The organism is Paraburkholderia sp. CHISQ3, assembly GCF_030464945.1.
Lineage (GTDB): Bacteria > Pseudomonadota > Gammaproteobacteria > Burkholderiales > Burkholderiaceae > Paraburkholderia > Paraburkholderia megapolitana.
Map to the genome: position 1 here is coordinate 98389 of NZ_JALPRG010000014.1, position 19855 is coordinate 118243.

Here is a 19855-nt window from a genome sequence, read left to right on the forward strand (position 1 = left end):
CGTCAGCCGCCGCACCGCCAGTTGCCGTTTCGAGGATCACGCCATGCTGAACCCGTCGAAATCCGATTGCGTCACGATACTCTCCGCTGCAAGCCAGCTCACCGACGACTCCCTGCTGCCGCTCGACTCACACCGGCTCGGCCTGTCCCGCAACGGGATGGAGACCGCGGCCGCGTTCCTGATCGAGCGTGCGTGCTTCAAGCGTCATCAGGACGGCGACGGTCATTATGCCGTCGGCGGTCTGTCGCTGCAGGGACGGCTGCGGCTCGACCAGTTGTCCAACGGCTGAGCACAGCCGGGCTCCGCGTCCGGTCCGGACGCGTTTCTACTGTGGAAACGAGCGACGCGCTCAGGCGTCGGTGCACGCCTGTCTGCGGCATCCGCGATAGGTCAGAAATGCATGTGCGAACTGCCGACCCCGAACAGACCAATCAGGCCGATGATGATCAGGTACAGCGCGACGATGAAGTTGAGCAGACGCGGCATCACGAGGATCAGGATGCCGGCGATCAGCGAGACGAGTGGACCCAGACTGAGTGTGACGTTCATGGCGACTCCGTAGGTTGAACCGCGGTGAGGCAAATCGATTCGATTCGCACAGGATACGAGGCGATCGACAGTATGACTGTGCCTAAATCCGCAACGAGCCCCGTGCAACGCTTTTATACTGTTCGCACCGTTCGACGCGGTCAGGTCGAACCATAACAACCGCGCGGCAGACCAGCGACACACATCACAACCCCAAAAACCGCTGTTGAGGAGGCATTCATGCATCGCAGCAACCAAGCTGTAGCAAACGCCGCGCCACAGTCTGACGAAGTGCCTGGTCATAAGACCGTACCTGCCCGATCCGTCCGCTCGATAATCAAAGGTTTTGCCCTCATGGCTTCGATCGTTGCTACTCATGCGTTTGCTCAAACCCCGGCCGCTACGCCGGCACCTGCCAACGGCGTCTATGACCTGCTGATCGGCACCTACACCGGCGGCAAGAGCGAAGGACTTTACGTCTATCGCTTCGACACGAAAACCGGCGATGCGACGCCCGTGTCCGTCGCGAAAACAGTGAATCCGTCGTACCTCGTCGTGAGCGGCGATCGTCGCTATGTGTACGCGGTGAACGAAGGGCCCGGCGATAACGGCCCGGCAACGCAACGCGGTGGCATCAGCGCGTTTCGCTTCGATGCGCCGAGCGGACAACTCACTTTTCTCAACACGGTTTCGTCCGAGGGTAACGATCCGTGCTATCTGAGCCTGTCGCCGGACGGCAAGTATCTGCTCACCGCGAACTACTCGGTGGCGGCCGATCCGGGCGGCAGCTTCGCCGTGTTCCCGCTGCAGGCGGATGGCCAGGTCGGTACGTCGGTGCTGACCGTGCATCACGAAGGCGGCGGGCCGGTGAAGGGGCGCCAGGACAATTCGCATGTGCACTCCACAGTGTTCTCGCCGGATGGTCACTATCTGTTCACCCAGGATCTCGGCGCCGACAAGCTGTATTCGTATCGCTACACACCCGACGGCAGCCGCGGCCTGTTCGGGCCGACCGAGGTGCGCTACACCGACGTGAAGGCCGGTAGCGGCCCGCGTCATCTGGTGTTCGGCGCCGACGGACGCCACGCCTATCTGACGAGCGAACTTGCCGCCACCGTCAGCGTGTTCGATTACGACGACGGCAAGCTCAAGCTCGCGCAGGTCGTGCCGTTGACAGAGCCAGGCTTCAAGGGGCAGGTGGGGGCGGCGGCGATCCATCTCTCGCCGGACGGGCGTTTTGTCTACGCGAGCAATCGCGGCGACGCGAACGAGATCGTTATTTTCGCGGTCGACGCCGCCAACGGCCATCTGAAACTGGTCGGGCGTCAGTCGAGCCTCGGCAAGTCGCCGCGCGAATTTGCAATCGATCCGACCGGGCAATGGCTGATCGTCGGCAATCAGGGCAGCGATACGATGTATGTGTTCCGGCGCGATCAGCAGACCGGGTTGCTCGAAGCGAATCCGAAGCGTGTCGATATCGGCTCGCCGGTGGACTTCAAGCTGGTTTCGCCGTCGTGATGTTCTGAGGGAACGCGGCGCGCGGAGTGTGCGCGCCGCAGTTGTGTAATTATTCCGCGGGGCCAGGCGCGAGCACTTCGCGACTACCGTTGATTCCCATCGACGACACCAGTCCCGCCGCTTCCATCTGCTCGACGAGCCGCGCCGCGCGGTTATAACCGATCCGCAACTGCCGCTGCACCGACGAGATCGACGCACGCCGCGTACGCACGACGAACGCGACCGCTTCGTCGTAGAGCGGATCGGCTTCGGCATCGGGTGCATCGCCGAACAGATCCTGCGCCGCACCTTCGGATGCAGGCCCATCGAGAATGCCTTCTTCGTACTGCGGCTCGCCGAACTGCTTCAGATATTCGACGATCCGGTGCACTTCCTCGTCGGCGACGAACGCGCCGTGCACGCGCTGCGGATAGCCGGTGCCCGGCGGCAGGAACAGCATGTCGCCCTGACCGAGCAGCGACTCCGCGCCCATCTGGTCGAGAATCGTGCGCGAGTCGATCTTCGACGACACCTGGAACGCTACGCGCGTCGGGATGTTCGCCTTGATCAGCCCGGTAATCACGTCCACCGATGGGCGCTGCGTCGCGAGTATCAGATGGATGCCGGCCGCGCGCGCTTTCTGCGCGAGCCGCGCGATCAATTCTTCAATCTTCTTGCCGGCCACCATCATCAGGTCGGCGAGTTCGTCGATCACGACGACTATGAGCGGCAGCTTCGCAAGCGGTTCGGGTGCTTCGGGCGTGAGCGAGAACGGGTTGCCGAGTTTCTTGCCGGCTGCGTCGGCGTCGCGCACCTTCTGGTTGAAGCCGGCGAGATTACGCACGCCGACTGCCGACATCAGCCGATAACGCTTCTCCATTTCGCCGACGCACCAGTTCAACGCGTTCGCGGCGAGCTTCATGTCGGTGACGACCGGCGCGAGCAGATGCGGGATGCCCTCGTACACCGAGAGCTCGAGCATCTTCGGGTCGATCATGATCAGGCGCACGTCTTCGGGCGCTGCCTTGTAGAGCAGCGAGACGATCATCGCGTTGATCGCGACGGATTTGCCTGAACCGGTCGTGCCGGCCACCAGCATGTGCGGTGCTTTGGCGAGGTCGGCAACGACCGGGTGACCGGTGATGTCCTTGCCCATCGCGAGCGTGAGCATCGAGTGCGAGTGCTGATAGACATCGGCTTCGAGAATTTCGGAGAGCCGGATGGTCTGGCGTTTCGCATTCGGCAGTTCGAGGCCCATGCAGGTCTTGCCGGGGATCGTCTCGACGACGCGGATCGATGTGAGGCCGAGGCCGCGCGACAGGTCCTTCATCAGCCCGACGATCTGGCTGCCGCGCACACCGAGTGCCGGTTCGACTTCGAAGCGCGTGATGACCGGCCCCGCCGATGCGCCGACTACGGTCACCGGCACCTTGAATTCCTGCAGACGCTGCTCGATCAGCGCGCCGGTTTCGGCGAGGCGCTCTTCGGAGACGGGCTCGACGTCGGTCGAGGCGCGCGCGAGAAGATCGAGCGTCGGCAGTTCGACCGCCGATGCGGCCGGTGCGTGGAATTCGAAACTGGTCGGTGCGTGGCCGAGCGGTGCGCGTGCGGTGGGTTCGTCTTGTGGTGCGTTCGATGCGCCTGGTGCGAGACGCGGGGGTTCGTAGATCGGATCGTCGATTGATTCTTCGGCCGGCTCGTCGGGCGATGCGGCGGCGGCCGGTGGATCGAATGCATCGGCTGCGAGCTGGCGTGTGGCAGCGAGGCCCGGGAAGCGGACTACGTTCGATGGCGGTGGGGTGTCGTCCTTGATCGGGGTTGCGTCAGGTGCAAACGTCGCGTCGCCAGATACGACAGGCGATGCATGTGTAGCCGATGCGGCGGGCGATGTGTCTTCCGTTGTTGCGACGATTTCCCACGGCGGTATTGAAGCGTCCGCGGTATGTGATGAGACGGGGGCGGTCGGTACGGCCTCGAAGGGGCTGCGAGTTGCGGCCGGTTCCACTGGGTGGTCCGCTGCAACGCTTGCGGCAGGCGGCGTTGGCAACACGGCAGAGACATCGGCGGAGGTGTGCGGGCGGTCGAGCACCGGCGATGCTGCGGAAGGAATGTCCAGCGAAGGTACGGGCGTTGCTGTAGCCGCAATTGTCGTCGCCGGTGCGACGCTGAGTATTGCAGCAGACGTAACGGTGGCTGCTGTCGCAGGCGTAACAGTGGGTATTGCGGCAGGTAATACTGCGCTGGCTGTCGTAGGTGTAGTAGTAGGTGTCGTAACAGGCGTAGCAGCAGGTGTTGCGACAGGTGTGACGACAGGCGCTGCCGCAGCCGTCACAGTAGCCGTCGTCTCAGGCGCAATGGCAGATGCACCATTCACCGATCCACCCGCGCCACTGTGTTCATTCGGCACCTGCGATTCGCCGGAGTGCTGATGAGCCGTACCCGCGAGCGCAGCCCAGCTCGCAGTGTTCTCTTCGATACTACGCAGTGTGTCCTGCACGCTCGGCGGAGGGGTGACGCGCGGCACGGTGGGCGCCGGCGTCACGGGGCGTGAAAGCGTGGGTGCTTGCGAACTGCGCTGGTTCTCGCTGGGATATTGCGGTGTGCGATTCGCAACCGCCGGTTGCGCGACCGGCGCAGTGGATCGCACGACGGAGCGCGGCGGCGTGATCGGGCGCGGTGCCGGTGTAGTGCGCGGCGCGGCCGGAGCAGGGGAGAGGCCACTGCGTCCCGCCTGCGATCCTGCTTCGGCGAACGGCACACGGGGCCGCACAACCGGGGAGCCTGCCACATTATTCACGGCCGACGGCGCACTGCCTGACGCTTTGGCGACGCGCGATATCGCCCCGGCCGCAGCCACGGTACCCGCAGCACTGGCGATACCGCTGCCGGCCGCCGACTGCAATCCGCGCGTTACACCACCGCCCGTGCCTGTCTCACTGCCGAGCCAGCCGGCGGGGGCAACCGGTTCCGCGGGTGCCCACGGCGTGGGGCGACCCGGCGTGGATGGTATGGAGGTACGTCGACCGGTACCGGCCGCGGTACTGCGCAGTACCGGCGAGATGACGGTAGCCGGCGCCGCCTGGCTCACGCCATCGCTTGCCGCGGTTTTCTTCGCGAGGCGCGTGACAGGCGGCCGCCAGACAGTCGGCCGTGCATAACGCCCCTGCGTTTTCGGCGCCATCGGATTCACGCCCGCACTGCCCGAACCGACTTCGTACGAAGCAGCCATACCTTCGTCGGTACCGCGCCGTCCGCGCGCGTCGTCGCTATCGCGTTTGCTCCCACGCGACAGACCGAGCCCGAACGCCGCATCGGCCCAGTGCGCGACCTGGCTCCAGCGAAAGCCGATCAGCCACGGCAGGCTCACGAGGAACAGCGCCAGCATGACAAGCGGCGTACCGATGTGTCCGAGCAGCCGCGCGAAGCCGCCCGCCAGCGCGTGGCCGAACCGGTCGACACCGTCGATATCGATAATCGACGCCTCCAGCGCGCAACTTGCCACCAGTACGCAGACGAAGCCGAGCCATAGCCGGATCGTGCCGGGGCCGCGCAGGCCGGCGCCGCCGGGCAACGCGGCTTTAATGAGACGCCAGAACAGAGGAATGAACCAGACGGCCGACGCGCCGAACCAGCCGAAAACTACCGTGTGCATGCTAGACATCGATGAAAGACAGACGCGCGGACGCGCAACCCGTCGAGTTTAAACCGGCAAAGCAAGATGCTTCGAAGACGAGTGTTAAAGATGTCACAGGTGTTACGCGGCGCCGGCGGACAGCGCGCCTGTCGCGCTGGACGCGCTCCGCACTGGCGCGATCACGGATTGCTGCGCGCAAATACCAGTTTGTCGCCGTTCTCGAGCGTCAACTGGAGTTCCTGCGGCGTGCGCATCTGCACGCCGGTTCGCGCGATATGTTCCAGCGCGTTGAGATAGGCGGGTTCCAGTACCCCGCCTGGCGTTTGACACGCCCTGCGCGTACCGGCCAGCATCCCGAACGACAGCTTGCCGTCCTTCAACCCATAGGTGCCCATGTAGCGGTTGCAACCCGAGAAGCCGCTGGCGCGTCGTTGACCGGTTGCCGTCGAAAGCGTCAGTGTGATCGGCGCATCGCCGCCCGCTTGCGGGACGTTGCGGGCGGTACCGCCCGCATCGGTCCAGCTACTGAGCTGCCACGCGGTGTCGTCGAGCAACTGGGTGGCCGCCGGGTTGAACGGATCGGGCGGCGCGGCGGAGGCATCGGTGTGAACCGGCATCGAGCACGCGGCGAGCAGCACGGCAACGGTCAGCGCGGCGAGCGGTGCAACGAAACGCACAACGCGTCGTGCAGAAGACGTTGAAGGCATGGCGTCGTTCCTCTTCAAACTGGCGAAGGCGTAAGGGTAACGCACTCCGTGTGCCGCACGCGAGCGCCGTCGTGCTTGCGATGCGCGATGCAATGTTCCAGACGCCGCACGGCTCAGCACGGACGTTCGCTACGCGTGGCACTCGACGCGAGCCCGATACAACCCACCGACACCGGCAAAAACGGCGAAATCGCGGGCAAGGTCAGCGTGTTAACATTGCCTGTCCATTCTCATCCGACTTGAATTTTCTGGAGACCTCATGCAGATCGGCCAACGGATCGGCACCCCGCTTTCGGCATCGGCGACGCGCGTCATGCTGCTCGGTGCCGGCGAACTCGGTAAGGAAGTGATCATCGCGTTGCAGCGGCTCGGCATCGAAGTGATCGCCGTCGACCGATATGCCGATGCGCCGGGTCACCAGGTCGCGCATCGCGCGCACGTGATCGACATGACCGATGCGGCCGCACTGCGCGCGCTGGTCGAGGCCGAGCGCCCACACCTGATCGTTCCCGAGATCGAAGCAATCGCCACCGATGCGCTTGCCGGCATCGAAGCCGACGGCCTAGCGGAAGTAATTCCGACCGCGCGCGCCACTCAACTGACGATGAACCGCGAAGGCATCCGCCGCCTCGCCGCCGAAGAACTCGGCCTGCCTACTTCTCCTTACGCCTTTGCCGATTCGCTCGAGGAATTGCGTGCCGGCATCGCGAAGGTCGGTTATCCATGTGTCGTGAAACCGGTGATGTCATCATCGGGCAAGGGGCAATCGGTATTGAGGAGCGATGCCGACGTCGAACCCGCCTGGCAGTACGCGTTGGCGGGCGGACGGGTGAATCGCGGCCGCGTGATTGTCGAAGGGTTTATCGATTTCGACTACGAGATCACGCAGCTCACCGTGCGCGCGATCGATCCCGCGAATGGCGAGACACGCACGTATTTCTGCGATCCGATCGGCCATGTGCAGGTAGCCGGCGACTACGTCGAATCGTGGCAACCGCAACCGATGAGCGCGCTCGCGCTCGAACGTTCGCGCGAAGTCGCGCACAAGGTAACCGCTGCACTCGGTGGCCGTGGACTCTTCGGCGTGGAACTTTTCGTGCGTGGCGATGACGTATGGTTTTCGGAAGTGAGTCCGCGTCCGCACGATACGGGGCTCGTCACACTGTGCACGCAGCGTCTGTCGGAATTTGAACTGCACGCGCGGGCGATTCTCGGCTTGCCGGTCGATACATCGTTGCGGTCGCCGGGGGCATCGGCGGTGATTTACGGCGGGCTCGACGAAACCGCTATCGCATTCGAAGGCGTCGCGCAGGCGCTGGCGTTGCCCGATACGGACTTGCGGCTGTTCGGCAAACCGGAAAGTTTCGCGAAGCGCCGCATGGGCGTGGCGCTTGCTACGGGTGCGAGCACCGACGAAGCGCGGTCCCGCGCGAAGCAGGCGGCCGCGGCAGTGCGTCCGGTTTCCACGGGTTCCGCCGGCTGAGTATCACCAGGCATCACCGCGCGACGACAATCAGGCCGGCGCGCGGGTGTAGAGAGGCACACCATGAATCAGCAGGTTGGGTTGGGCATCCGCGCAATGACACCGCGCGTGCGATGGGGCAGATGGGCCGCGCTCGGCACGTTGTGCGTTGCGCTAAGCGGGTGCGGGCTGGCTGCTGCACCGTGCCGCATTGCCTCGGCGGGGCTGAAGATCGTGCCGGTGGTCGGCCACGTCGCTGCCGCGCCGACCGATGCGTGTGCGGGCGTGATCGATCCCTGAGCGTTCGTCGCATGCGTTGCCGGCTGTTACATCAACTATCAATTGCGCATGAGTTCGCGGGGAAGACGATGAGGACATGGCTGGTCGCAGCAACGGGCGTGCTGGTTCTGCTGTCGGCGGGTAGTGCGGCGTGGGCCGCGCCGCAACCGCTCGTGGATATTCAGCCGAAACAACGCCAGACCCAGAAGTACACTTGTGCAACCGGCAAGATCCTGCAGGTCACCTATCTGAACGCCGCCAACGGACAAAGCTTCGCGCTTGTGCCGGTCAAAGGTCAGACGCTGCTGTTCGTCAGCACCATCGCTGCATCGGGCGTGAAATATCAGGCCGGCAGCTATACGTGGTGGACCAAGGGACCGCGCGCCGATCTATACGATGCGATGGGCGGCGCCGATGCACCGCCCGTGATGTCCGACTGCGTCACCATGATTCGCTAGGCCGCCTCGGGCAGTGCTGCCAGAGACGCTGCCTGAAGCACCGCCATCATCTCGTTGTCATCCCATAGCCATACCGCACGCGCTGTTGCGCGTGCACAGTTACGCGCATCTTTTCCCGCCAGGTAGTAAGCTGTCTGGCGCGTCCGCCGCCGGCTAAGCAGGATGCGGCACCAGGGTCTTCACCGTCTTCGAACGTTCTTTCCCGGAACCCCTCGCGCAGGCAGCTTGCCTGCGTCAGTCCGTCAAGCGAGATTCTCCATGAAAGCATCGGATCTATTCGTCAAATCGCTGGAAGCTGAAGGTGTCGAGTATATTTTCGGCATCCCCGGCGAAGAAAATCTCGACCTCCTCGAGTCGCTGCGGCGCTCGAAAATCAAACTGATCCTCACGCGTCACGAGCAGGCCGCTGGTTTCATGGCCGCCACCTACGGTCGTCTGACTGGCCGCACCGGCGTGTGCCTGTCGACCCTCGGCCCGGGCGCGACGAACTTCGTTACGGCAGCTGCCTATGCGCAGCTAGGCGCGATGCCGATGCTGATGGTCACCGGCCAGAAGCCGATCAAGACCAGCAAGCAGGGCCACTTCCAGATCGTCGACGTGGTGCGGATGATGGAGCCGCTTACCAAATACACGCGGCAGATCGTCTCGATCGGCAATATCCCGGCGCTCGTGCGCGAAGCGTTCCGCCAGGCCGAAGAAGAGCGACCGGGCGCCGCTCACCTCGAACTGCCCGAAGACGTGGCTGACGAAGAAGGCGACGGCAAGCCGATCCCGAAGAGCTATAGCCGTCGCCCGGTCGCCGAAGAAAAGGCGGTCGCGAATGCGGTCGCGGCGATCGCCGGCGCGAAGCATCCGCTCTTGATGATCGGCGCAGGCGGCAATCGCAAGACGACGACCAAGATGCTGCGCGAATTCGTCGACCAGATCGGTATTCCGTTCTTCACGACGCAGATGGGCAAGGGTGTAATCGACGAATCGCATCCGCTGTGGCTCGGCAATGCGACGCTGTCGGACGGCGACTTCGTGCACCGCGCAATCGATCACGCCGACTGCATCATCAACGTCGGCCACGACGTGATCGAAAAACCGCCGTTCTTCATGCGCAGCGCCGACACGGGCGACAAGACCGTGATCCACGTGAACTTTCTCGGCGCCGAAGTCGACCCCGTCTATTTCCCGCAGATCGAAGTGGTCGGCGATATTGCGAATGCGGTCTGGCAACTGAAGGAAAGTCTGAAAGATCAGGAGCGCCACTGGGATTTCACGCGTTTCACCGAGATCAAGCAGCACTTCGAGGAGCATCTCGCGAAGGGCCAGCACGACGCACGGTTTCCGATGTACCCGGTGCGCATCGTCAAGGATGTGTACGACACGACGCCGGTGGACGGTATCGTCTGTCTCGACAACGGCATGTACAAGATCTGGTTCGCGCGCTACTACCGCGCACACGAACCGAACTCGCTGCTGCTCGACAACGCGCTGGCTTCGATGGGCGCCGGTTTACCGTCGGCGATCGCGACGAAGATCGTCCATCCGGATCGCAAGGTGATGGCCGTGTGCGGCGACGGCGGCTTCATGATGAATTCGCAGGAAGTGGAAACGGCGGTGCGGCTCAAGCTCGATCTGGTCGTGCTGATTTTGCGCGACGACGCGTTCGGGATGATCCGCTGGAAGCAGGAGAACATGAATTTCCCCGACTACGGCATGACTTTGCAGAATCCCGATTTCGTGGCCTACGCGGAGAGTTACGGGGCGCACGGTCATCGCATTGCATCGGCGGACGAATTCGCGCCGCTGTTGCGCGACTGCTTCGCGACGCCGGGCGTGCATGTGATCGACCTGCCGATCGACTACTCGGACAACGAGCGTGTGCTGAACCGCGAGATCAAGCGGCTGAGCGCGCAGCTATAAGCGGGCCGGCCGGTTGCGCGGTCTGTTGACGCGCCGCTTGCGCGGCGCCCGTCATCCGAACGTCACCCGGCCGTGTTAAAGCCACGCTAAGAGAAGGCGAATGCGCATGCGTGCGTAGTTGCGTAGCCTCGCCGGACTGGATGGAGCGCCCCAAGGAGAACGTGTCATGTTGCAGAAGACTTACCCGTACTACCTCGCGAACGAGCCGGTCGCGGCGAACACCGATCTCGAAGTCACCGACAAGTTCAGCGGCGAAGTGGCCACGCGCGTCGCGCTCGCCGATGCGGCCACGATCGACAAGGCGATCGCCGCCGCGGTCGACGCCATGCCTGCGCTGCGTGCTTACCCGCCGTTCAAACGGCAGGCCGTGCTCGAACATTGTGTGAAGCGCTTTCGCGAGCGTTACGACGAACTGGCGATGGCGCTGTGCATCGAAGCCGGCAAGCCGATCAACGATTCGCGCGGCGAAGTCACGCGGCTGATCGATACGTTCAAGATCGCGGCGGAAGAGTCGGTGCGTATCAATGGCGAAATCGTCAACCTCGAAATCTCGCCGCGCGCGAAGGGTTATCACGCGTATGTGAAGCGCGTGCCGATCGGGCCGTGTTCGTTCATCTCGCCGTTCAACTTCCCGCTCAATCTCGCCGCGCACAAGGTCGCGCCCGCGCTGGCGGCCGGTGTGCCGTTCGTGCTGAAGCCGGCGAGTCGCACGCCGGTCGGCGCGTTGATCATCGGCGAGATTCTGGCCGAGACCGATCTGCCGAAGGGCGCATTTTCGGTGCTGCCCGCGCATCGCGACGGCGCCGATCTGTTCACCACCGACGAACGCTTCAAGCTGCTGTCGTTCACAGGCTCGCCGGCGGTGGGCTGGGATCTGAAGAAGAAGGCCGGCAAGAAGAAGGTGATCCTCGAACTGGGCGGTAACGCGGCGGCGATCGTCGACGGCGACCAGGGCGGCAAGCTCGATTACGTGGTCGACCGGCTCGCGTTCGGCGCGTTTTACCAGTCGGGCCAGAGCTGTATCGGTGTGCAACGCATTCTCGTGCATGCGTCGATCTACGACGCGCTGCGCGAGAAGCTGATCGCCAAAACGAAATCGCTGAAGATGGGCGATCCGAAGGACGAGAAGACCTTCGTCGGCCCGATGATCTCCGAATCCGAGTCGAAGCGTCTGGCCGGCTGGATGGACAGCGCGGTGCAGGCGGGCGCGAAAATCGTCGCGGGCGGCACTGTGGATGGCGCGATGTTCGAGGCGACGCTGCTCGAAGGCGTAGGGCGCGATACCGACCTGTATCGCAAGGAAGCGTTCGGACCGGTTGCGATCCTCGAGCGCTTCGACGACTTTGCCGCTGCGCTCGCCACCGTCAACAACAGCGACTTCGGCCTGCAGGCCGGCGTGTTCACCGATTCGCTCGCGCATGCGCATCAGGCGTGGGATGAGCTCGAAGTGGGCGGCGTCGTGATCAACGATGTGCCGTCGTTCCGTGTCGACAACATGCCGTATGGCGGCGTGAAGGATTCGGGCCTGGGCCGCGAGGGCATACGTTATGCAATCGAGGACATGACGGAGCTGCGTCTGATGGTGATGCGGGAAACCTGGTAGGGCTTGTGTAGGGTAGCCCCGCCCGGTACGGCGGGACCTCGTGCCGTGCTGGAGGACTGGTGGCTGGGTGGGCCAACTGGCTGCGGGTGGCTGCAGCCCCGGGGCTGCGCCCTCCCGGGGGCATGCGGGAGTACCTGTCCGGGCCTACCCGCCTGGGGCCATCCGGCCGAGGCTACCGCCCGGGGCGGCCCGCAGCCCATGTCATGAGTGTTTACGCTGGGGTGCTACAATACCGGCCTTTCCGGCGGGTGTTTCCGCCGGCCGGGGTCGGTCGATCGTTTTGCCCGCAGTATTCGTACTTGTCCGCGCGACTCGCGCAGCAGTCTCGACCCGGCCCAGGCGGCGCGTATGGCGCGTGCAGGGTTCTTTTTGCACGCCGGGCTCCGCCTTCATCATTGCCCTCCGCGGTCTTCCGGCCGCAGCCGCACGCCACGCGCCGCGCGCATTTTTAGCGAAAGCCACCATGTCCGACACAGCAGTCACGCCCAGCAACGCGACTTTCGACCAGTTCGGTCTATCGCCCGACATCCTGAAAGCGATCGCGGAGCAGGGCTACACGACACCCACGCCGATCCAGGCGCAGGCGATTCCCGTCGTGCTGTCCGGCCGTGACGTGATGGGCGCCGCCCAGACCGGCACCGGCAAGACCGCGAGCTTCTCGCTGCCGATCATCCAGCGGCTGCTGCCGCTTGCCAGCACCAGCGCCTCGCCGGCGCGACATCCGGTGCGCGCACTGATCCTTACGCCAACCCGCGAACTCGCCGACCAGGTGGCGGCCAACGTGCAGGCGTACGCGAAGCACACGCCGCTGCGCAGCGCGGTGGTGTTCGGCGGGGTGGACATGAACCCGCAATCCGCGGAACTGCGGCGCGGCGTCGAAGTGCTGATCGCGACACCGGGCCGGTTGCTCGATCACGTTCAGCAGAAGACCGCGAATCTCGGTCAGGTGCAGATGCTCGTGCTCGACGAAGCGGACCGCATGCTCGACATGGGTTTCCTGCCCGATCTGCAGCGCATCCTGAACCTGCTGCCGAAAGAGCGCCAGACGCTGCTGTTTTCCGCAACGTTCTCGGGTGAAATCAAGAAGCTCGCGGCGACTTATCTGCGTAACCCGCAGACCATCGAAGTCGCGCGCAGCAACTCGACGGCGACCAACGTCACGCAGACCGTCTATGAAGTGCCGGAAGGCGACAAGACCGGCGCGGTCGTGCAGCTTATCCGCGAACGCAGCCTGAAGCAGGTGCTGGTGTTCTGCAACAGCAAGATCGGCGCGAGCCGGCTGGCCCGTTCGCTCGAAAAGAGCGGTGTGGTGGCGACCGCGATTCACGGCGACCGGACCCAGAACGAGCGGATGCAGGCGCTCGAGGCATTCAAGCGCGGCGAGATCGAAGCGCTGGTGGCCACCGACGTGGCCGCACGCGGACTCGATATCGTCGAGCTGCCGACGGTGATCAACTTCGACCTGCCGTTCAACGCGGAAGATTACGTGCACCGGATCGGCCGTACCGGTCGTGCGGGCGCATCCGGCGATGCGCTGTCGCTGTGCAGCCCGAACGAGCGCAAGCAACTGGCCGATATCGAGAAGCTGATCAAGCGGCCGCTCGATGTCGGGCATCTAACCGTTGATGTGCCTGTGCGGCATCACGAAGAGCGCGGTCCGCGACGTGAAGGCCGCGATGGGCGTGATGGGCGCGACGAGCGGCCGGCACGCCGGCGCTCGGGTGGTCCGTCGTTCGATCGTCCGCATGGCTCGCACCGTCAGCAACCCATCGACGATTTCTTCCTCAAGCCGTACGAGCCGTCGCCGTCGGCTCACAAGTCCGACGAAGCGGCAGCGGCCGATGCGGCGTCGGCGCAGCAGCAGAAGGGCGCGACCAAGCAGCCGCTCGCGGCACTGCTCGGCGGTTTTGGTATGCCGCGTAAGTCGTCTTCGTAATTTTCGGTGTTCAGGCGCGGGCGAACTTACTCCCCGCGTGTTCCCGCGAGACTCGCCACGCGACGCGCCCACGCGGTCGTCGCAGCGCCGTAGAAGGCCGCGAGCGATGCGGCCGGCCCTCCCTCCAGTACCAGCCCCAGATAGTCCGCCGCGTCATGCAGCGCGGCTAGCGGCTGTGCGCTGTCGAGCGCCTGCGCGCCCGTCTGCTTGCTGAGTTTTTCGCCTTCGACGGTGGTGACGACCGGCACGTGCAAGTAAGCGGGCGTGGACAGGCCGAGACAGCGCTGCAGGTAGATCTGCCGCGCCGTCGAATCGAGCAGATCCGCGCCGCGCACCACGTGCGTGATCCCCGCATCGGCGTCGTCGACGACGACCGCCAGTTGATACGCCCATTGATCGTCGGCACGCCGCAGCACGAAGTCGCCGACCTCGGTGGCGAGGTTCTGCGTTTGCGGACCCTGCCAGCGGTCCTCGAATTCGATCACGGCTGTGTCGCCGTCCGGCACACGCAGACGCCACGCGCGCGCAGGTTTGCCGTGCAGGCCGCTGCGACAGGTGCCCGGGTAGGCGAGCGTCGTATGGCGTGCGTGCGCGTGCAGCAGCGAGTCCGCGATCTCCTTGCGCGTGCAGCCGCAGGGATAGACGAGGCTCGCGGTTTTGAGCCGGTCGAATGCGTTTGCGTAATGGGTGCCGCGCGCGCTTTGCCAGACCGGCGGTTCGTCGGCGTGCATGCCGAAACGGGCGAGCGTCGCGAGGATATTTTCGGCGGCGCCGGGCACCGTGCGCGGCGCATCGACGTCTTCGATCCGCACGAGCCACGCGCCGCCATGGGCACGTGCGTCCAGCCAGCTTGCGAGCGCGCTGACAAGCGAGCCGAAGTGCAGCGGTCCGGTCGGAGAGGGGGCGAAGCGTCCGCGGTAGGGGGATGGGGCGTTCATGGCAGCGATGCGGGCAGGCGCAGGTGCGGTCTGGCGTGTGTTGTGCCGCAGGTCGCGAGTGCAATCGCCATCGCCATCGTCGTCACGGTCACAGTAGTGGGGGCGATTAGAGACGTGACCGCAGCCAAAGCGTCCCGAGTGCGAACCCCGTCCATCACGCGGCGTGCGCCGCGTCCCGTTGCGGATGACAGGCGGGACAAGTCTTGCCCGGCACGTAAAGCGGCGAGCGCTGCGCGTCAGGACTGACGACCGCGCGGCAACCAAAGCACTGCGCAGTGGCCGTTGGTTTGAGCTCCGGGTTCAGCGCGGTCCGGTAATCGAAGACGAAGCACTCACCGTGATAGTGCGCGCCGCCCACTTCCTCGAAATACTTCAGGATGCCGCCTTCGAGCTGGTACACGTTCTCGATGCCGACTTCCTTCATATGGATCGCCGCTTTCTCGCAGCGAATCCCGCCGGTGCAGAACGACACGACCGTCTTGCCTTCGAGATCGGCACGATGCGCTTCGATTACCCCCGGGAACTCGCTGAACTTGCTGATCCGGTAGTCGAGTGCGTCGTCGAACGTGCCGACGTCGACCTCGAACGCATTGCGTGTGTCGAGCATCACGACCGGGCGGCCCGCATCGTCGTGGCCGCGATCGAGCCATGCCTTCAGCGTTGGTGCATCGACCGAGGGTGCGCGGCCGAGTTCGGGCCGGATCGCCGGCTTTTTCATCGTGATGATTTCGCGCTTGAGCTTGACGAGCATGCGCCTAAACGGCTGCTTCTCGGACAGGCTTTCCTTGAACTGCAGCGTCGTGAATTTGCCCTCGAACAGCGGATCGTGACGCAGGTAGTCGATAAATCCGCTCGCTGCGTCCGGCTCGCCCGCGACGAACAGATTGATGCCTTCAGGCGCGAGCAGGATCGTGCCGCGCAGGCCGAGCGCCTCACAACGTTCGGTGACGAGCGGGCGCCAGGCGGCGGTCGCGTCGAGGGTCACGAAATGATAGGCGGAGAGATTGACGATACTCATGATGATTCAGCGGTGAGGCGGCCGGGCGGACCGTACAGGCAGGGTGGCAGGCATCTACAAGGATGCGCTGCGTGCTCGCGGATGGCGCCGGCAGAATGGGCGAAAACCGTATTATCGCTCAACCGGCGCGGCGGCCTTCGCTGGCCGAATGGCATAAGACCCGCAGTGCAGCCCCGGGGAGTGCCGCGGGGCGGCCGTACGCGGTCTGTGCCCTCGGCCGGATGGCGAATCTGGCATGTCTCAATGCGAAGGTTCGTCGGTGCAGTTGTACAATGACGCCCATGTCAGATCCTCGCTTCGTTCATCTCCGCGTTCACTCCGAATTCTCGATTGCCGATGGCATCGTGCGCCTCGACGACATCGTCGCGGCGGCGGCCAAAGACGGTCAGGGCGCGCTCGCGCTCACCGACCTCGGCAACGCATTCGGCCTCGTCCGTTTCTACCAGGAAGCACGCGGCAAAGGCGTCAAGCCGATTGCCGGCTGCGATGTCTGGATTACCAATCCCGACGACCGCGACAAACCCTCGCGCCTCCTGCTGCTGGTGAAAAACCAGCGCGGCTATCTGAATCTGTGCGAACTGCTGACCAAGGCGTGGCTCACTAATCAATACCGCGGTCGCGCGGAAGTCGAAGCGGGCTGGCTCGAGTCGGGCATGGGCGAAGGCTTGCTCGCCCTGTCGGGCGCGCAGTACGGCGACGTCGGCCTCGCGTTCGCGGCCGGCAATACGGAAGCGGCGAAGCGCAACGCGCAGCATTGGGCGAAGGTGTTCCCGGGCGGCTTCTATATCGAACTGCAGCGCTGCGGGCAACCGGGCAGCGAGGCGTACGTGCAGCAGGCCGTGGCGCTTGCGGTGGCGCTGAAGCTGCCGGTGGTCGCCACGCATCCGCTGCAGTACATGACCTCCGACGACTTCACCGCGCACGAAGCGCGCGTCTGTATTTCGGAAGGCGACATGCTGGCGAACCCACGTCGCCAGAGACGCTTCACAACCGAACAGTATTTCCGCAGCCAGGACGACATGACGGCGCTGTTCGCCGATCTGCCGTCGGCGCTGGCCAACACCGTCGAAATCGCGAAGCGCTGCAATCTCACGCTCGAACTCGGCAAGCCGAAGCTGCCGCTGTTCCCGACGCCCGACGGCATGTCGCTCGACGACTACCTCGTGCAACTGTCGAAGGACGGCCTCGAAACGCGTCTGCAGCAACTGTTTCCCGATGCAGCCGAACGCGAGCAGAAACGCGACACGTATTACAAGCGGCTCGATTTCGAGTGCGGCACGATCATCAAGATGGGCTTTCCTGGCTACTTCCTGATCGTCGCGGACTTTATCAACTGGGCGAAGAACAACGGCGTGCCGGTCGGGCCGGGGCGGGGCTCGGGTGCGGGTTCGCTGGTTGCGTATGCGCTCGGCGTGACCGACCTCGATCCGTTGCGCTACAACCTGCTGTTCGAGCGCTTCCTGAATCCGGAACGGGTATCGATGCCCGACTTCGACATCGACTTTTGCCAGCACGGCCGCGATCGCGTGATCCAGTACGTGAAGGAAAAGTACGGTGCGGACGCGGTATCGCAGATCGCGACGTTCGGCACGATGGCTGCGAAGGCGGCGGTGCGCGACGTCGGCCGCGTGCTCGATCTCGGCTACAACTTCACCGACGGCATTGCCAAGCTGATCCCGTTCAAGCCGGGCAAGCACGTCACGATCGCCGACGCGATGAAGGAAGAGCCGCTGCTGCAGGAGCGCTTCGACAACGAAGACGAAGTGCGCCAGCTGCTGGAACTCGCGCAGCGCGTTGAAGGGATCACGCGGAACGTCGGCATGCACGCGGGCGGCGTGCTGATCGCGCCTGGCAAGCTGACCGATTTCTGTCCGCTGTACACGCAGGGCGACGAAGGCGGCGTCGTGAGTCAGTACGATAAGGACGACGTCGAAGCGGTTGGGCTCGTCAAGTTCGACTTCTTGGGCCTGACCACGCTGACCATTCTCGACTGGGCCGAACGGTATATCCGCAGGCTCGATCCGTCGAAGGCCGACTGGTCGCTCGCCCAGGTGCCGCTCGACGACCCCGCGTCGTTCTCGATCCTCAAGAAGGCCAACACGGTTGCGGTGTTCCAGCTGGAAAGCCGCGGCATGCAAGGCATGCTGAAGGACGCGCAGCCTGACCGCTTCGAGGACATCATCGCGCTGGTGGCGTTGTACCGGCCAGGCCCGATGGATCTGATCCCGAGTTTCTGCGCCCGTAAGCATGGCCGCGAAGTGGTCGACTATCCGGATCCGCGCGTCGAAACTGTTCTGAAAGAGACCTACGGCATCATGGTCTACCAGGAGCAGGTGATGCAGATGGCGCAGATCATCGGCGGTTACTCGCTCGGTGGCGCCGACTTGCTGCGTCGCGCGATGGGTAAGAAGAAGCCCGAGGAAATGGCCAAGCATCGCGAGCTGTTCCGCGAAGGGGCCGCGACGAACGGGCTGACCGGCGAGAAAGCCGACGAAATCTTCGACTTGATGGAGAAGTTCGCGGGCTACGGCTTCAACAAGTCGCACGCGGCCGCGTATGCCCTGCTCGCGTATCACACCGCATGGCTGAAGGCGCACCATCCGGCGGAATTCATGGCGGCCAACATGTCGCTCGCCATGGACGACACGGACAAGGTCAAGATCCTGTTCGAGGATTGCCGGACCAACGGGATGGCGGTGCTGCCGCCCGACATCAACCAGTCGGCCTATCGCTTCGAACCGGTTGCGGAATCGGGCGGCAAGCGTTCGAAAACCATACGCTACGGTCTCGGCGCGGTGAAGGGCAGCGGTCAGAGCGCGATCGAAGAAATCCTGCGGGCACGCGAAGACGGGCCGTTCATCGACCTGTTCGATTTCTGCAACCGCATCGACCGGCGCATCGTCAACCGTCGCACGGTGGAAGCGCTGATCCGCGCGGGCGCGTTCGACACGCTGCACGACAATCGCGCGCAGTTGATCGCCTCGGTGTCGCTCGCGATGGAAGCCGCCGACCAGGCCAGCGCCAACGCGATGCAGGCAGGTCTGTTCGATATGGGCGATGCGCCGTCGCAAGGTCACGAGCTCATCGACGAGCCCGCATGGCCCGAGAAGCGCAAGCTCCAGGAAGAGAAGGGTGCGCTCGGCTTCTACCTGTCGGGCCATCTGTTCGATGCATACCGGGAAGAAGTGCGCCGCTTCGTGCGGCTGAAGTTGAGCGAGCTGAAAGAAGGCCGCGAGAAGCTGGTAGCCGGTGTGATCGCGTCCCTGCGTACGCAGATGACCCAGCGCGGCAAGATGCTGATCGCGTTGCTCGACGACGGCACCGGCCAGTGCGAGGTCACCGTCTTCAACGAACAGTTCGAGGCGAACAAGCATCTCTTCAAGGAAGACGAATTGCTCGTCGTCCAGGGGCAGGCGCGCAACGACGCGTTCACGGGCGGCATCCGCTTCACCGTCGATACCGTGATGGATCTCGAGCGCGCGCGCAGTCGTTATGCGCAGGCTGTGAAGGTGCAGATGAACGGCAATGCCGATGCGGGTGCCTTGCGCCGCGTGCTCGAAGCGTATTGCGCAGGTCCCGACCAGGTGCTTGCCGCGCCCGCGCCGTCCGCATCGCGCGGCGGCGGAAACGGCAATGGCCGTAGCGGTGGTTACGGTGGAGGGGGAGGCTACGGCGGCAACGACGGCGGTGGCCGGCAGCGCTCGCCCGTGCAGATACCTGGCGGCCTCGCGGTGCAGATCGTTTATCGCAGCGAACACGCGGAAGGCGAAGTCCGCCTTGGCGATGCGTGGCGCGTCAAACCCACCGACGAACTGCTGAGCGCATTGCGCGGAGAGTTTGCCGGCAGCTCGATCGAAATCGTGTACTGACGACAGGGCCCGGTG

At 64.4% G+C, this 19855-nt stretch carries 14 protein-coding genes; 9 read left to right on the forward strand and 5 right to left on the reverse strand.

Annotated elements, in window-relative coordinates:
- Window positions 1-43 precede the first annotated feature (43 nt).
- A complete protein-coding gene (locus M0D65_RS28395) occupies window positions 44-289 on the forward strand; it encodes a hypothetical protein (RefSeq protein ID WP_091018706.1) in 246 nt (81 codons plus the stop codon).
- 101 nt (window positions 290-390) lie between these two features.
- Here M0D65_RS28395 and M0D65_RS28400 read toward each other — a convergent pair whose 3' ends face one another.
- On the reverse strand, window positions 391-549 hold the full coding sequence (locus M0D65_RS28400; RefSeq protein WP_091018502.1) for a DUF3096 domain-containing protein: 159 nt from the start codon (window positions 547-549) through the stop codon (window positions 391-393).
- Window positions 550-768: 219 nt separating this feature from the next.
- Here M0D65_RS28400 and M0D65_RS28405 point away from each other — a divergent pair, with 219 nt between their 5' ends.
- Window positions 769-2046 carry a lactonase family protein gene (locus M0D65_RS28405; protein WP_266255529.1) on the forward strand — a complete coding sequence of 426 codons (1278 nt, stop codon included), beginning with the start codon at window positions 769-771 and terminating at the stop codon, window positions 2044-2046.
- A gap of 49 nt (window positions 2047-2095) precedes the next feature.
- On the opposite strand, the gene M0D65_RS28410 is transcribed toward M0D65_RS28405, so the two are convergent.
- Together M0D65_RS28410 and M0D65_RS28415 are read right to left on the reverse strand one after the other, a co-directional pair.
- Complete coding sequence (locus M0D65_RS28410; protein ID WP_266255531.1) at window positions 2096-5677, reverse strand: DNA translocase FtsK; 3582 nt, start codon at window positions 5675-5677, stop codon at window positions 2096-2098.
- A 161-nt stretch (window positions 5678-5838) separates the two neighbouring features.
- On the reverse strand, window positions 5839-6366 hold the full coding sequence (locus tag M0D65_RS28415; RefSeq protein ID WP_266255532.1) for an META domain-containing protein: 528 nt from the start codon (window positions 6364-6366) through the stop codon (window positions 5839-5841).
- Window positions 6367-6625: 259 nt separating this feature from the next.
- Here M0D65_RS28415 and purT point away from each other — a divergent pair, with 259 nt between their 5' ends.
- From purT to M0D65_RS28445, 6 genes are all read left to right on the forward strand, one after another.
- Window positions 6626-7849 (forward strand): formate-dependent phosphoribosylglycinamide formyltransferase, encoded by a 1224-nt coding sequence (gene purT / locus M0D65_RS28420; protein WP_266255533.1) that lies wholly within the window; start codon window positions 6626-6628, stop codon window positions 7847-7849.
- Window positions 7850-7945: 96 nt separating this feature from the next.
- Complete coding sequence (locus M0D65_RS28425; protein WP_266255624.1) at window positions 7946-8128, forward strand: DUF6726 family protein; 183 nt, start codon at window positions 7946-7948, stop codon at window positions 8126-8128.
- 68 nt (window positions 8129-8196) lie between these two features.
- Complete coding sequence (locus M0D65_RS28430; protein WP_266255534.1) at window positions 8197-8565, forward strand: MliC family protein; 369 nt, start codon at window positions 8197-8199, stop codon at window positions 8563-8565.
- A gap of 258 nt (window positions 8566-8823) precedes the next feature.
- A complete protein-coding gene (locus tag M0D65_RS28435) occupies window positions 8824-10476 on the forward strand; it encodes an acetolactate synthase large subunit (protein ID WP_091018488.1) in 1653 nt (550 codons plus the stop codon).
- A 166-nt stretch (window positions 10477-10642) separates the two neighbouring features.
- Window positions 10643-12079, forward strand: coding sequence for an aldehyde dehydrogenase family protein (locus M0D65_RS28440; RefSeq protein ID WP_091018486.1), 1437 nt, complete (start codon window positions 10643-10645; stop codon window positions 12077-12079).
- A 463-nt stretch (window positions 12080-12542) separates the two neighbouring features.
- Window positions 12543-14015 carry a DEAD/DEAH box helicase gene (locus M0D65_RS28445; protein WP_266255535.1) on the forward strand — a complete coding sequence of 491 codons (1473 nt, stop codon included), beginning with the start codon at window positions 12543-12545 and terminating at the stop codon, window positions 14013-14015.
- A 26-nt stretch (window positions 14016-14041) separates the two neighbouring features.
- On the opposite strand, the gene gluQRS is transcribed toward M0D65_RS28445, so the two are convergent.
- A complete protein-coding gene (gene gluQRS / locus M0D65_RS28450; protein ID WP_266255536.1) occupies window positions 14042-14953 on the reverse strand; it encodes a tRNA glutamyl-Q(34) synthetase GluQRS in 912 nt (303 codons plus the stop codon).
- 154 nt (window positions 14954-15107) lie between these two features.
- On the reverse strand, window positions 15108-15971 hold the full coding sequence (locus M0D65_RS28455) for a sulfurtransferase (RefSeq protein ID WP_266255537.1): 864 nt from the start codon (window positions 15969-15971) through the stop codon (window positions 15108-15110).
- A 272-nt stretch (window positions 15972-16243) separates the two neighbouring features.
- Between M0D65_RS28455 and dnaE the strand changes: the two genes are divergently transcribed.
- The gene (gene dnaE / locus M0D65_RS28460; protein ID WP_266255538.1) at window positions 16244-19840 is read left to right on the forward strand and encodes a DNA polymerase III subunit alpha; all 3597 of its coding nucleotides are present in this window, start codon (window positions 16244-16246) and stop codon (window positions 19838-19840) included.
- Window positions 19841-19855: the final 15 nt, after the last annotated feature.

What these genes read in the sequence shown, in the direction of transcription:
- M0D65_RS28435 (WP_091018488.1), top strand. Translation starts at nt 8,824, where the DNA reads ATGAAAGCATCGGATCTATTCGTCAAATCGCTGGAAGCTGAAGGTGTC.
- M0D65_RS28395 (WP_091018706.1), top strand. Translation starts at nt 44, where the DNA reads ATGCTGAACCCGTCGAAATCCGATTGCGTCACGATACTCTCCGCTGCA.
- gluQRS (WP_266255536.1), bottom strand. Translation starts at nt 14,953, where the DNA reads ATGAACGCCCCATCCCCCTACCGCGGACGCTTCGCCCCCTCTCCGACC.
- M0D65_RS28405 (WP_266255529.1), top strand. Translation starts at nt 769, where the DNA reads ATGCATCGCAGCAACCAAGCTGTAGCAAACGCCGCGCCACAGTCTGAC.
- M0D65_RS28400 (WP_091018502.1), bottom strand. Translation starts at nt 549, where the DNA reads ATGAACGTCACACTCAGTCTGGGTCCACTCGTCTCGCTGATCGCCGGC.
- M0D65_RS28425 (WP_266255624.1), top strand. Translation starts at nt 7,946, where the DNA reads ATGACACCGCGCGTGCGATGGGGCAGATGGGCCGCGCTCGGCACGTTG.
- M0D65_RS28410 (WP_266255531.1), bottom strand. Translation starts at nt 5,677, where the DNA reads ATGCACACGGTAGTTTTCGGCTGGTTCGGCGCGTCGGCCGTCTGGTTC.
- M0D65_RS28415 (WP_266255532.1), bottom strand. Translation starts at nt 6,366, where the DNA reads ATGCCTTCAACGTCTTCTGCACGACGCGTTGTGCGTTTCGTTGCACCG.
- purT (WP_266255533.1), top strand. Translation starts at nt 6,626, where the DNA reads ATGCAGATCGGCCAACGGATCGGCACCCCGCTTTCGGCATCGGCGACG.
- M0D65_RS28455 (WP_266255537.1), bottom strand. Translation starts at nt 15,971, where the DNA reads ATGAGTATCGTCAATCTCTCCGCCTATCATTTCGTGACCCTCGACGCG.
- M0D65_RS28440 (WP_091018486.1), top strand. Translation starts at nt 10,643, where the DNA reads ATGTTGCAGAAGACTTACCCGTACTACCTCGCGAACGAGCCGGTCGCG.
- dnaE (WP_266255538.1), top strand. Translation starts at nt 16,244, where the DNA reads ATGACGCCCATGTCAGATCCTCGCTTCGTTCATCTCCGCGTTCACTCC.
- M0D65_RS28430 (WP_266255534.1), top strand. Translation starts at nt 8,197, where the DNA reads ATGAGGACATGGCTGGTCGCAGCAACGGGCGTGCTGGTTCTGCTGTCG.
- M0D65_RS28445 (WP_266255535.1), top strand. Translation starts at nt 12,543, where the DNA reads ATGTCCGACACAGCAGTCACGCCCAGCAACGCGACTTTCGACCAGTTC.